This is a genomic window from Streptococcus parasanguinis, assembly GCF_000963275.1.
Classification (GTDB): Bacteria; Bacillota; Bacilli; order Lactobacillales; family Streptococcaceae; genus Streptococcus; species Streptococcus parasanguinis_B.
Window position 1 is genome coordinate 1,512,842 of record NZ_JYOW01000001.1, and the last position, 12,833, is coordinate 1,525,674.

At 39.3% G+C, this 12,833-nt stretch carries 13 protein-coding genes; all 13 read right to left on the reverse strand.

Annotated features, from left to right (window positions below):
• Positions 1-44 precede the first annotated feature (44 nt).
• Positions 45-1,196 carry a site-specific integrase gene (locus TZ97_RS07295; RefSeq protein WP_045759888.1) on the reverse strand — a complete coding sequence of 384 codons (1,152 nt, stop codon included), beginning with the start codon at positions 1,194-1,196 and terminating at the stop codon, positions 45-47.
• A 1-nt stretch (position 1,197) separates the two neighbouring features.
• Positions 1,198-1,446, reverse strand: a complete 249-nt coding sequence (locus tag TZ97_RS07300) for a DUF3173 family protein (protein ID WP_045759889.1) — start codon at positions 1,444-1,446, stop codon at positions 1,198-1,200.
• A gap of 16 nt (positions 1,447-1,462) precedes the next feature.
• Positions 1,463-2,575 (reverse strand): CHAP domain-containing protein, encoded by a 1,113-nt coding sequence (locus TZ97_RS07305; protein WP_045759890.1) that lies wholly within the window; start codon positions 2,573-2,575, stop codon positions 1,463-1,465.
• A 16-nt stretch (positions 2,576-2,591) separates the two neighbouring features.
• Positions 2,592-2,816 (reverse strand): hypothetical protein, encoded by a 225-nt coding sequence (locus TZ97_RS07310; protein ID WP_045759891.1) that lies wholly within the window; start codon positions 2,814-2,816, stop codon positions 2,592-2,594.
• 1 nt (position 2,817) lies between these two features.
• Positions 2,818-4,704 carry a phage tail family protein gene (locus tag TZ97_RS07315; RefSeq protein WP_045759892.1) on the reverse strand — a complete coding sequence of 629 codons (1,887 nt, stop codon included), beginning with the start codon at positions 4,702-4,704 and terminating at the stop codon, positions 2,818-2,820.
• Positions 4,705-4,715: 11 nt separating this feature from the next.
• A complete protein-coding gene (locus TZ97_RS07320) occupies positions 4,716-7,220 on the reverse strand; it encodes an ATP-binding protein (RefSeq protein ID WP_045759893.1) in 2,505 nt (834 codons plus the stop codon).
• A 13-nt stretch (positions 7,221-7,233) separates the two neighbouring features.
• The gene (locus TZ97_RS07325; protein WP_021153910.1) at positions 7,234-7,644 is read right to left on the reverse strand and encodes a conjugal transfer protein; all 411 of its coding nucleotides are present in this window, start codon (positions 7,642-7,644) and stop codon (positions 7,234-7,236) included.
• 2 nt (positions 7,645-7,646) lie between these two features.
• Positions 7,647-7,871 (reverse strand): TcpD family membrane protein, encoded by a 225-nt coding sequence (locus TZ97_RS07330; protein ID WP_003005585.1) that lies wholly within the window; start codon positions 7,869-7,871, stop codon positions 7,647-7,649.
• Between the two features lie 9 nt (positions 7,872-7,880).
• Complete coding sequence (locus TZ97_RS07335; protein WP_045759894.1) at positions 7,881-8,876, reverse strand: conjugal transfer protein; 996 nt, start codon at positions 8,874-8,876, stop codon at positions 7,881-7,883.
• 11 nt (positions 8,877-8,887) lie between these two features.
• On the reverse strand, positions 8,888-9,445 hold the full coding sequence (locus TZ97_RS07340) for a hypothetical protein (protein ID WP_045759895.1): 558 nt from the start codon (positions 9,443-9,445) through the stop codon (positions 8,888-8,890).
• Position 9,446: 1 nt separating this feature from the next.
• Positions 9,447-9,680, reverse strand: coding sequence for a hypothetical protein (locus tag TZ97_RS07345; protein ID WP_045759896.1), 234 nt, complete (start codon positions 9,678-9,680; stop codon positions 9,447-9,449).
• Positions 9,681-9,694: 14 nt separating this feature from the next.
• Positions 9,695-10,927, reverse strand: a complete 1,233-nt coding sequence (locus tag TZ97_RS07350) for a replication initiation factor domain-containing protein (RefSeq protein ID WP_045759897.1) — start codon at positions 10,925-10,927, stop codon at positions 9,695-9,697.
• A 207-nt stretch (positions 10,928-11,134) separates the two neighbouring features.
• Positions 11,135-12,823, reverse strand: coding sequence for an FtsK/SpoIIIE domain-containing protein (locus TZ97_RS07355; protein WP_045759898.1), 1,689 nt, complete (start codon positions 12,821-12,823; stop codon positions 11,135-11,137).
• Positions 12,824-12,833: the final 10 nt, after the last annotated feature.

Consider the following 12,833-nt stretch of genomic DNA (forward strand, 5'->3'; position numbering starts at 1 on the left):
AGACCCTATTGCTTAATTTTCACTGCCCACTTCTGCCCATTTTTCTAAAAATCGTCAAATGCGTTAGCGACTTCTTTTTGTTGTGATGGGAACAAATGTGAGTAGATATTTATTGTTGTATTGATAGAACTATGTCCTAGTCGTTTCATCAGTGTGAAAAAGATATAATCCTTTCCTTCTCCTCTCCTCAATCCCTGATTTATCAAAAAGGCTACATGCGAATGCCTAAAATCATGGTTTCGGATCAATTTGAAATCTTCTGGCAATCTTTTCTTGAATGCTGCTCTAAAGTTAGAGACATTTGGAGCAGTCATAGGTTCCCCTGAAAATTGGAAAATCTGCAAATCATCTGTTGAATCAGTGAGCTTAGATAGCCTCTGACTTTGTATTGACTTCCAGGTTTTCAACTCATCCACAAAAGCTTTATGGATGTAGATTTCTCTATTTGATTGAGTTGTCTTTACAGATCCAATATGTGTTTTCCCATTGCGATAATAGGCTGACTTACGGATTTTAATATATCCCTCGTCAAGAAAAACATCTCTCCAAGTTAAGGCAAGTGCCTCCCCCATACGAATTCCCGTAAACATGAGTACACGATATAGAAGTTTAAAAGGATACTCACTTTCTTCAAAATAGGACTCAAACTCCTTGAATTGTTCAGGAGTATAGTAGGACATTTCTTTATGCTTTTCTGGAAGTTTCCGAATAGCATCACATGGATTATCCTGTCTGAATCCTTTCGAAATAGCAATATCAAACAACTTATGAACAAAAATCATTTGTTGGTTAATATGCGTTGGTGTAAGTGTCCCACCTTTTACGCTAGGTTTTTCAATTAACCAATCTCGATATTTTTTTACATCTTGAATGGTAACTGAAGACATATCAGCATTTTCAAAGAATCGCGATACATATTGAGTATAGTATGAGTTCTGAGTATCTATTGTACCTCTTTTATTTCCACGAAGCTCATCTTCTTCTTTTAACATTACATAAAGAGAGGAAATGGTGAGTTTTTTTGTATTCTGTATCTGATTTAACTTATGGATACGGTAATAAGCCTCATATTCCTCTGCTTCTTTTTTCGTTAAAAAATTAGATTTACGGTGTCGTATACGTTTGCCAGTTAAGGAACTTTTACCATCACTAATATCAACTAGCCACAGTCCATCGTCCTGTTTAATTACCGCCATGCTATTTATCTCCTTCAGTCATGACAGCGCTTTGAAGGTTCCCCTCAATTATATCATTTTTTAATTGTATTTGAAAACCAAGAATGGATTCAACTGTAATAATCGGTACACGTCCAATACGTTTATTCTTATACCATTCAAATCCTTCTTGTACAAGCTGGCTTTTAGCCTTTCGTATTAATTTACTAGCTTGTGTTTCAGAATATCCAATCAATTCCATTAAATCTTTTTTATCTACAACTTGAATCATCTATATCTATTCCTTTCTAATGTCCAATAACATATGTAAATTGTTTGGCAGTTTCCGCATCAAACGTGCGGTAACTAATAATCCCCAATCCTTTAACATTACACTCTGAGACGAGAATTGAACCATCTGATTTGACCTGTTCCACAAATGAAACATGTCCGTATATTGGATCAGCTCCAGCTTGTCCAGGACTAAATGATAGAGCAGAGTGTTCTGTTGGTGTATGGGTTGTTGTGAAACCTGGCTTATTCATCCATTGACCACCATTACCCATAAATGGATCAAAATTGACTCCGACTTGTTTTCCACGGTTGAAGACATACCAGGTACATTGTCCCCATGGATAGGTGCTAGCGATATATCCTGCGGTATCAATAGCTGTTGTCAGACTGTAACCTACCGGTATATCATTTGAAGTTACTCCTCCACCATCTCTAGTTTTTCCTGTAGTTTGTTCAGGAGCTTTTGGTGTTCCTCCGTGTTCATCTATATAGGCATCCAGTTTTTGCATGGTTTCTGCACGTCTTTTTCCGGATCCCGTAGTATCTGTAAAATAGACACCGCCATCGGTAGCTGGATTTAGAGTACCATTCGCAAATTTCTTAGCCTTGTCATCTTGGATTTTAAAGGTTTGGTTTTTATTCCCAATAATAGTTTGTTGGGTTAGTCCGACAACAGCAACCTCATCATTAAAGTTATTGGCATATTCTGGATTGGAGTCATAGGCCCCAAAACCAAACATATTGGCTCCAGGATTAGTGGCTACCCCAGCAGTTCCAAGGGAACTTTCATTCAGTGCGATCGCAACGATTCCACGGACATCAAGATTAGATTTAGCTTCCCATTCGAGGAGCTTCTTCCCATTAATTCGGTTCTTATCATAGGAGATTCCTAACGTATCTAAAAAGCCGTCTAATTGCTCTGCTGTGATACCGAAGCGATGAACCAGTAGGTTGTGAGTATAGGGATCTCCATCTGACCAGTGATCCGCATAAGTCACTCCATTTTGGGATTGGGGTGAGCCATTCGTTCCACCACCCCCGACAGCCCCCATAAGGATAATGATAATGAGGACTGGTAGAAAGAGAGGAATGAGACCAGCTAATAGAAACCATTTTAGTTTTTTCATCGAATCTCCTTTCTAGTTAATGTCTTATATAAGCAGTGAACAAAACAGTCCCAAAACGCCATTTAGCATCTAAAACGACTGAATAGGACTTAACCTGTAGGATGATTTGGTCTCGCTCTTGTTCTGTGACTGGAAATAAAAGAAGGAAATCGACTGAGCGTTTTCCTTCTTGGTAGGCCTGATAAAGAGTTTCTTCAAGAACTCTTGGAAAAGCAGTTCTTGAGCGTATCTTGGTATTCATATCATTCTCCTCTAAGTTGTTTTAAGCGTTCTGTTAATCGGTCTCTTCGTTCAATATTGGCTCTCAATTTATCATCTCGTGTCATGGTCTTTCTGTAAGCACGAGTGAAAGCATTCGATCCTTGAGCTTTGTACATAGCTTGAGGGTCTTTATATTCCTCTAATTTGTGCTCAATACTATTAATTCGGAGTTGTTTAAATGGAGAAATCCATTCTTCTTTAAGAGTTTGGAATTCCTCGCTTGAACTTGGTGTTGGCTCCGCTGTGATTGGGGATTCCATTGAAGGAGTTGGTGGTGTTTTTTCTTCAACTGGTTTAATCCCTTCTAGCGCTGGCTTTGTTTTCGGAATGTTTGGTTCAGGAGCATCCGGACTTTCTGGAGTTTCAAGCGTTTCTGTTGGGAGCACTTCATCGGGTTGGTGCTCTGATTCCTTATTGGTAAAGAAAGAACCAACATTTTGGAAGTGACTCTTGGCATTCATCATCATCCCAGCTCCAAAACCAGCACCTGCTAGGGCAAAGTTTCCAAGGTGTTGAGCAGATGAAAGACTTCGTGATGGTACTTGTGAAGCCACTTCTCGGGTTTTTGTGATCCCACTTTCAACTTTGTTTCCAATATCACTCGCAACCATACGTGCTTTAGATCCAAGAATGAATTGGATCAGTTCAGCTTTGTATTTCCATAGAAGGAAGTATACAAGTCCTTTTGATACAACTGAAATGAGTAGTTTAAAGACAAGTCCAAAGATGATTAAGGATGGAAGTGTTTTAAGGATGCCATCAAAACCTGTAATGACAATGTTTTCTATCATTTTTTCAATATAGAAGACTAACAGAGTTAATAGACTCGTGATAGCTGGAAAAAGCAGCCCACCAAACATGACTTTTAGAACTCCAAAAATCAAATCTTGCATTCTTGGTACGAAGGACATCAATAGCACAATTGGAAAGAGCAGAATCATCATCAGGACGAGTGTTTGAGCGATGACGTTTAACATTTGAATCAAAATAACCGGTATTGCTAATACAAAGGCTTCACAAATTTTGAAGATGACATAAAACATGCGAGTAAAGATGAAATCTGGCATAGCTGAAACCCAACGGTTCTTTTCACCATCATCATTGGCTCCATTTCCTAGTTCATCCAGATATTTATTGCGATCTTTCGATTTAACTGCTTTAAAGTTTCCATTCTTATCGCCTGTTCCTAATACCTTACTATCGTCAAAAGTCTCTTGTTTCCCATCTTGGCTATTCTTATATTTCCCATTTTCTTGACCTGTATTGACAAAGACATAAGCTTTATAAGATGTTTCTGCAATATAGCTATCTGCCATGGAATCGCCAATTTTAATGGATTTATTATTGCCATACTCCACCTTGATATTCGTGATATTTTTAGTGACATCTTGAGAGACATGGTTAATGGTATCTAGTAGATACAGACCACCTGATGTTCCAGCGATTGTTCCAAAATAACCAAAGCCAAGGATGAGTACTAGAAAGACATGAAGGAGAGTCCTTGAAAAAGCACCTTTCGAAAAGAAAAACTGGTAAAAGAGATAGAAAGCTAGGATTAGAAGCAACATTGAAACGAGTGATTGTTTTGCGACTCCGCCAGAGCTTGAACCGATGAATCCTTTCCAGATATTCATCGCTCCATTAAAGACATAGTTCTTGTAGTTGGAATAGAGATCAATCTTTTCAAGAATTCGAATCAGCAAAGAAAAGAAGCCCACCACTGCATTTAGAATAAAAAAGAAGAAGTTAACGAAAAGCTCATTAATCAGAACCCAAGCCCCGTTAAAGGAAGCGAATCCAGTCGGCTCCATGTAGGACTTGAGAGAGAAGATATCGACTCCTCTTAATTTGTCAAAAGCTTCTTGCATGGATTCACCTCCTAACTAGCGTATTTATTTTCAAGGCTTGATGATACCGTAGCTTTCATTGGTTTTAGAAGCATATCAATATCTTCAAAGATGTTGTGTACGGAAATCATATTGAGATTGCCATACACGTCATAGTACAGGCATTGGCCAGAGATCATATTATCAATCCATTCGAGATTGCTTTCAGTGACTTCAAGATTGACGTGTTTCAAGATATCTTCTCGTTCTGACTTTTCATAGAAAGCAAAGATGGTACCAAAACCTGTTGTATCATCGTCATTTTCTGCATCATGTACAGATTGCGTAATCAGTGCCAAGGTATTATTTTTGGAGCGTCCAATCCGACGCATATTTTTGATAACGGCTTTTCCTTCTGCCGACTTCATAAGAATCCATGCTTCGTCAAAGAACTCAATGGTATCTTCATTTTCATTTCGTTCTCCAAAGTGGGTACAGAAGGCACCAAGCGCAAACATGAGGGCAATAGAATTACGTTCATGATCTGAAATTTTTGTGGGATCGTCCTTTGGTAGTTTGAGGTTATTGACCTCTAGGATGGTCACCCGTGATTCATAGTTAAGTCCTTGAGTGGTTCCATCTGAAAAGGCTAGTTCCAAGATAGAGTTTGTGACAATTGAGGTCAGATAACGACCAACCGAAGCAATTTCAGAGGAAGTAGAGTCTCTCAGAACTTTTAGGACGTGTTTAAATCCGACCTTCTCACCAGCGACTCGTTTCTCCACAATCGCATTAATAGCTTCTGTGATAGCTGTTTTTTGATCCATCGTGACATCATCTACGGCTTGTAGTAGAAACTCAAGCATGTTTTTTGCGACCTCTACAGCTTGTTCTTTATCTAGAACGACAATAGGATCTAAAACTCCGTGGTTGGATGGTAGTGAGCTATCCAGCGTCACAAAGTTAAAGTTCTCAATCTGTTTCTTGCGTTCAGGATAGAGACGTGCGAATTCAGGTGAGTTGATCACTTCTTGGTAGTGATTTCTAAGTTCACGTTTAGGGTCAATATAAAGTGTTTTGACATTCTGCAAAGCCACACTTAAAAAGATGATCTGGGCAAGGAAAGATTTCCCTTGTCCTGTTGCACCCGTAATAATGATGTGTGGGTTCTTAGTGATCTTTCCAGCAATATCTTCCTTATTTCCGACTGTCGCATTATAGAGGACAATGTTCTTTGAGGAATCAATGGCTTTCGCAATATTGTCCCAACGTCCTGTCCAGTTGTCTACTCGGCCGATATACCAACCGATACGGTTTCCAGAAGAGGTATTGGTGAAAGGCATGAGTTCTGAAAATCCACGAGCTGTGACCATATGTGTCCAAGTGCGAGTTTTCTTTTGAAGATTTTCTCCATAGAGTAGAGCTTGAAAGAGATAAGGTCCGTCTTGAGAGGCCTCACTGATTTCGACTCCCATATCATCAAAATAGTTTAAGACCACTTGTCGTCTTTGACGGAGTTGATTCACACTAGAAGCAGAGACGATCAGATAGGCTCCATATTCGATGATATCCTCCTTATTTCCGACTTTCTTCATTAAGTCCTTTAGGGAGATGGAACCCATGATGATCTCGTCTTGTTGGACAGTATCGGTATTTTCTGCCTCTTCCATGATGTTTCTGTAACGTGTATTCGATCGTCCCATTCGACCCTTGATTTTACCAGTATCAATAAATTCTGCCTTGATTCGTAGCTCTACGGGAAAGTTCAAACGTTGGATAAATTCGCCAAGATGAAAACCGTTGAATTGAACAGGAAATTTACCTACAGGAAGAATCGTCACAAAAGAGGATCCATAAGGGCTTTCTAGCTTGAGGAAGCCACCTTTTAAGACTTTGATCAAGGTATCAGTGATATTGAATTGAGCACGATTGGCCAGTACCTCCTTCTTGTAGTGAGGGATATAGCGGAGGTATTGCATTCGCTGGTAATAAAAGAGTTCTTCATTGGATAACCGTTTTGCCCGAAGGACAGAGAAGGCTTGGAAAATGGTGAATTCATCACTTTTGTAGTCTTCATACCAAGTGGGACTTAATTCATATTCATAGCCAAGACCCTTAGCGATTTTTTCAGTAAACTCATTAAAGCTCTCATAGGCCAAGTCTTTGACGGTAGCTCCATGATTTTGTTTGCGTAAGGTCACGCCCACAACCCAGTCAAACTGATAAGGAATCTCCATTTCATCTGTTAGGCGATCCACCGTGTAAAGAAGAAGTTCTTCTCCTAGTTCACGACTGTCATCTGCTAGAGCGTCTGAAAAGTCTCGCATTTTCTCTTCTAGAAGATAGTCTTTAGGAATCAGAGATATTTCAAAGAACTTGTTTTTCTGGAGCTTCTTCATCATTTGAGCAACCGTAATTTTGTGTTTGCCCTTTTTTTCATCATCCGTAATCGTGATAGGAGTGTTTGGAATACGGTAATAAGCAACGACTGTTTGATCTTTTTTGAGAGCTAGATTTTCATGTGTTTCCCTAATAGGATAAGTTAAAGTAATACTCATAGGTCCTCCTTTTCTATAGATTTGTTTTTTCAAAGACAATTTCTTCTACAGGCTCTATTCGATCTTCATGGTAGACAGCTTTTTTGTTTAGCTTAAAATCCCAAAAGTAAATCAGGTAATCTCCAATAAAGACGTGCATCTTTTTACCGTGAGGCTCGTATTCAGTATAGAATTTAGCCAATTTGTAAGGGAGATACCAATAGAGCAAGAGAGAAATTGAGTGAGTGATTTTTGCGAGTGGCACAAAGATAAATCCTCCAAAGAGTAACATGGCCACAAAAACGATGATAAAGACAATGAAAAAGGACAACTGCATGGGTGTCGCAAAGTACCATAGTCGAGTGCCCTTTTTTGTCTTGATTTCTTGGATCCAATAAGGAGCATTTAGGCCCTTACTGTAATCATACAGTCTTTCTTCGTTCATACTTAAAGTCCTGATTCAATACCGAAGAGTCGTAGGAACCAGCCGACTGCTTTTAGGATATCTTGTCCTTTGGCAATTGAAACAATAACGGCATAGAAACCAACGACAGAGAAGAGTTGAAGCCAAGAACTGTTCCGCCAAGCCTTGATCGCTAAGAGCACGGCAATAGCTGTTAGGATCCAAATTCCATCACCCTGAAGGAAGGTTCGTAGATTGTCTGTATTCATAGAGTTCTCCTATTCTTTATCATTTGCATAATTCAGTGGAATGGTGTGTTCTAGTTTTGTGACATAGTAGGTCTTTTCTTTTTCTGAGAGGGTAAAAGTGAAGTTTTCTGAGTGAGTGGTCCCTCCGACCTCAAAGGTTGCTTGAACATAAGCGATTAGATTCTGACCGTCTTTTTTTAGATAGGTATAATCAATTGTTTTAAAGGTGGTATTGGCTATAATATCCACATCCTTAGCAATCAGATTAAGGTTATCTTGGTTAGTAGTATAGTTGGTAAAGAAGACTTTGAGGAATTTTTCAACTTTTTTACGCTGACCATCTGAAAAGTGGTCATTAGCGGTTAGTTGAAGCTGATCATCTTCGCTAAAGTGCCCAGCTTGTGAGGATTCAATAGCAGAGAACCAAGGAAGGCCAGAAACATAGTATTTTCCATCTTTTTCATCAAATGGAATATTGAAACCTGTCACGATTTCTTTTTCTTCCGTGTTATTGTCCCTACGGATAGTTTCCTTGTATTTGATCTTATAGGTCGCAACCTTCCCTTCTACAGTCACTAACTGAGAATAGAGGAGTTCACTAGGATTTCGAACTTGACCTTGAGCTTTCACATCAGGAATAAAGTTGTAAAAGCTATTTAAGTATTCCACTTGAGCTTGTTGTTTATCCCCTTCTTGCGGAAGGGTGAAGTAAGCATAGACATAATCATTCAGGTAATATTGGAGTTTGTAGTCGTATTTTCTACTAGACTCCATTGGCTGTGCTTTTTGATTTTTAGTAGTCTCCACTTGAGCTTGTAGTGTACCTACCTTATTTGATAGTGTGATAGCACGGATAGATCCCATGAGACCAACAAAAAGGAGGAAAGATATTCCTCCTATGACTGCAATATTGACGGTCTTTTTATTGGTGACTTTTAGTTTTGGTGGGCCTCCTTTTTTCTCCACCTTTTTAAAGTGTGAGAGATATTCTTTTGCTTGAAGCAAATAGCGTTTGGCTTTATCCATAGATCCTCCTTTTAGAGAGCAGCGAGTTCAATGAGCTTTGAGCCTTTTGCATAGAGGCGCTTATTGGCTTTTTCGATCTCGCCATTAATGTAATAGTAGCCTCGTAGCTCAGTTTGGAGTTGTTCGATCAGGTCAGGTTTTAGGTCTTTGGCTTCTTCTTTTTTAAGGAGACTATTTAATTCTCCAGCCTTGGTCCAAGCCTCTCTATGATCTTTCTTTTTAAGTAATTCTCCCAGTTCATTTGTGACTTGAGAGACTTTCTTTTCAAAAATAGTTTTAGTAGCCATTTCAATTTCCTTTCTAAATGTTTCTTGATTGTCTTTGATGGTCTTTTGGATATAAGTAATGAGTGAGGGGCGCATTTTTTTATTTACGCTCAAAACTTGACCATCTAGCGTGAAACAGGCATGTTCATAGTCATAGAAACCTTTCGCATCTGGTGGTTTTTCGGTAGATCTTCCAGCGCATTCATAGTAGAAGTCCTTTCCTTTTCGTAAGAGAACGTACATATGCCAGAATTCTTGTTCTGGAAGAAGTAAAAAGTCAGCTTGATAAATCTTCTTCAGCATCTCAAGAAGCCTCAAGTAGATCATCGTAGCCTAGAGCTTGGTAGATAAAATCTGAATCAAACCAGAGCCAGTCATTGATTTGTCCTTCTGTTGGCGTATCACCAGAGAAGATATCCTCACAAATGACGGTTAGAGTATCTACTCCACCACGTTCACGGACAGTGTTCAAGGTGGTTAGTCCACCAGACCAGGCTTTAAAGTTGTCTAGTGAATTGATTTGAACTTTGTATTCCATATAGTTTTTCCTTTCTAGTGTTCATAGTGTTTATTGGCTTTGAGAAGTCGTAACATGGCTTTTCCTCGATCAGTAATCTCTCCGCTATTCTGAATCATTTTCATGTATTCTGTTTGGAGGATCTTGTCTGCTTCAGTGACTAGTGCAAGAGAGTTAGCAACTTGATAGGTCAGCCAGCGAATGGTTCGCTCAATACTGTAAGGCTGTGGGTTGGTTGACAGTTTTAAGGGTTCGACTCCTCCAAAGAGCCGTTGCCATTTCTCATCAGGCTTATAGGCTCCGAAACGAGTGAGGCCATCATAGACTTGGATTTCTTTATTGACGATACCTCTTGCAATTTCTCCGAGATCTACACCGTTGATGTATTCCTCCACAATGCCTTGAGCTTTCTGATCTGAAAAGCGGAGTTCATAGCGATTCCAGATACCAAAAATCTCCAAGGATTCGTCCAAGGAGATGTTTTCCATTCGAGCTATTTCATAGCGCTTTTCATAAAAGTTAAAGTAGAGTTGGCTTTGACGGCTTCCAAAATAAATGGACAAACCGTGATTAGCTTCCATGTCTTCATTATCTGTGAAAGATCCACCACCCGTGATATTCCATTTCTTGATCGTGTCTAGAACAATCTCTTTGGAATAGAGTTTATCAATCAATTTTGGAATCTGAATTTGTTCGTCCTCGTGACCATAGCCTTTATAGAGTTCATCTAGAGCGATATCGAGACGCTTCACCCGAACATCTTCATAGGAATAAAGAATGTTTTGAAGAAAGATCTGCCAAGTGATCCCCTTGTCTTCTAGAAGTAGTTCTAACTCACGGCATCCTTGCCCGGATAGTTGAAGACAAGTTTGGTAGTCATTGGTCACAGACTTATCAAAGAAATCAAAAATCCAGATATTCCCTCGTTGCCATAAGTGGGTATAGTTCATGAGACGTGTTTCTTGGTCTGTAAATTCACTTAGGTGGCAGTGAAGAAAGTTTTCACAGAAAGCATCTAAATCTTTTAATCGAGGAAAGGTCAATCGTAGATAGTCGATCTGAGCCCGAAGACTGTTTTTATCGCACTCTTGATAGTAACCGAGTTTTTCTTTTAGTTCTCTAAACTTCTCAATCGTTAGTCCTCTTTCACCTGTTTCATAAGAGCGATAGGTTCTTGTAGGAAGATCAACAGCTTGTGCAAATGCTTTTTGACTAAGTCCTGTTTGTTTTCTGAAATTCTTAATATGAAAAGGACTAATTTTGTCCATTCATCGCAACACCTCTTTCTAACAAAGTGACACACTTTTTTGACGAAAGTGACACACTTCATAAAAATTGAAAACCCAACTCCCATAAGGAATGAGGAGGGGTGGACTTGGCGTTTTTGCCAAATGTAACCCCCCTATTAGAAAACGGGGGTTGAAGTTTCATCATGGCCTAGAGACTTCGGGCTACGGTCTGCGCCTGACCTGCGGTCAGGCTTGCCCTTGCCCTTGTCCTAGCCCATGATGAACAATCGTCGCTTCAACTGCTTTTGGATAAGACCTGCGTCCTCCCTCTTCAAATTGAGCGAGGATTTCAAGAAGAAGTTTTTCTTGAAAAGGATCCACTAGAATAGCGGATACAGTCCGTTCAAAGATGATCCCTTGTTCTGTTAAGAGATAGATAATCTTGCGTAAGGTTGGCATTTTAAGATTTTGTTCGTCCGCAAATTCCTTGAGCGGTCTCTTGTTTGACTCGTTTTCTATAGACTCCTCTTCCTCTATAGGGTCAATTGTTTCAATTGGTGGTTTGTATTCTTCAAATACTGAAAACTCTTCTCCTTCAAACTCCATAATAGGAATTTTAGAGTAAGCATCGTAGAAGGAAAAACCTTGATCGAGCGGTACATAAGGAGAGAAAAATTCCCCAGCCAGCTCACCGTTGTTTGCGATATAGCCTCGTCCTTTGACTTTCACTCCGTTAATCTCATCTAGCTTTTTAAACTCTTTGGTTTTATTAGCATCTCCAAACATCATGTCATAGCCTGTTGATTCTAAATGACCGACGGAAAGACGCTTCATAAAGTTATCCCGAAGAGCAGTTTTGATAAATTCTCCATCGGGTCGTTGCATAGCAAAGATGATAAAGACTCCAGCTTGACGACCTTCTAAAACTAACTGGGAGAGGTATTCCATGAGTTCTGACTGTTGGCTATAGTCACGATCAATCTTTGCCATAAGAGCTGCCCACTCGTCCACTAAAATGAATTTTGGTTTCATGTCATAGTGAGTAAAGTTCTTTCCAGCTTGAAATTTTTGCGAAGTAGACATCAATTCATAGCGTTTTTCCATGAACTCTACATTCTCTTTAAAACAGTTAATGATATCTTCCTTACTCGTATAAACACGACCATGAAAGACTGGAATTTTCTTTAATCCAGCAAGGTCCGAATTCTTGGGATCACAGATATCGACAAAGCCGATTTTAGCCAGGGCGTAGATAATGGTCATGAGAACAACGGTTTTACCTCCACCTGTTCCACCACCGATGAGAAGATGAGGTTCTTCAATATAATCCCAAGATACATCTTTCATGAGCTGGAGTTTGGATCCCTTGACTTTTACTTCATCGATGGTGATCCTGCTATCAATTCGGTTAATAGCAATTTCATATTTGATAAAGCAGTTATCAAAGGTTTTATTGCGAAAGTCTCCGTTAAACATGACTTCAAGCGTGGCCCCAAGATTTAGAAAACGATCTTGGAACTTATTGCCTTCTAGAATGAAACTCACTTCAATCTTGTAGCGAGACTGTTTGACATACACTTGAGGCAAGGTGATTTTTTCAACGATCTTGTTTTCACGCTTAACCTTTTTAACGAGATAGAGGTTATTCTCCAGCAAAAATCGAGAGAGAATTCGAAGACTATTGAGCTTTTGAAAAAAGAGCATCTTCCTGTAGCAAACTCGATTGATAAACCAAGAGAAGATCAAAGAAAAGAGAAATCCAGCTCCTAGAAAATATCCTTGGGGTAAGGGATGAGCTTTTAATTCTTCTAAATGTAAGTAGCTGTAGACACTAATAGCCAACAAAAAAGGAAACCACCAGATAAACCATGTGATTCCCTTTAGTTTACGATGAAAAACTCGAACTCTTTTTCCACGATAGGTAAAGAGTTTCATCCTGCATCAC

What these genes read in the sequence shown, in the direction of transcription:
- TZ97_RS07295 (WP_045759888.1), bottom strand. Translation starts at nt 1,196, where the DNA reads ATGGCGGTAATTAAACAGGACGATGGACTGTGGCTAGTTGATATTAGT.
- TZ97_RS07300 (WP_045759889.1), bottom strand. Translation starts at nt 1,446, where the DNA reads ATGATTCAAGTTGTAGATAAAAAAGATTTAATGGAATTGATTGGATAT.
- TZ97_RS07305 (WP_045759890.1), bottom strand. Translation starts at nt 2,575, where the DNA reads ATGAAAAAACTAAAATGGTTTCTATTAGCTGGTCTCATTCCTCTCTTT.
- TZ97_RS07310 (WP_045759891.1), bottom strand. Translation starts at nt 2,816, where the DNA reads ATGAATACCAAGATACGCTCAAGAACTGCTTTTCCAAGAGTTCTTGAA.
- TZ97_RS07315 (WP_045759892.1), bottom strand. Translation starts at nt 4,704, where the DNA reads ATGCAAGAAGCTTTTGACAAATTAAGAGGAGTCGATATCTTCTCTCTC.
- TZ97_RS07320 (WP_045759893.1), bottom strand. Translation starts at nt 7,220, where the DNA reads ATGAGTATTACTTTAACTTATCCTATTAGGGAAACACATGAAAATCTA.
- TZ97_RS07325 (WP_021153910.1), bottom strand. Translation starts at nt 7,644, where the DNA reads ATGAACGAAGAAAGACTGTATGATTACAGTAAGGGCCTAAATGCTCCT.
- TZ97_RS07330 (WP_003005585.1), bottom strand. Translation starts at nt 7,871, where the DNA reads ATGAATACAGACAATCTACGAACCTTCCTTCAGGGTGATGGAATTTGG.
- TZ97_RS07335 (WP_045759894.1), bottom strand. Translation starts at nt 8,876, where the DNA reads ATGGATAAAGCCAAACGCTATTTGCTTCAAGCAAAAGAATATCTCTCA.
- TZ97_RS07340 (WP_045759895.1), bottom strand. Translation starts at nt 9,445, where the DNA reads ATGCTGAAGAAGATTTATCAAGCTGACTTTTTACTTCTTCCAGAACAA.
- TZ97_RS07345 (WP_045759896.1), bottom strand. Translation starts at nt 9,680, where the DNA reads ATGGAATACAAAGTTCAAATCAATTCACTAGACAACTTTAAAGCCTGG.
- TZ97_RS07350 (WP_045759897.1), bottom strand. Translation starts at nt 10,927, where the DNA reads ATGGACAAAATTAGTCCTTTTCATATTAAGAATTTCAGAAAACAAACA.
- TZ97_RS07355 (WP_045759898.1), bottom strand. Translation starts at nt 12,823, where the DNA reads ATGAAACTCTTTACCTATCGTGGAAAAAGAGTTCGAGTTTTTCATCGT.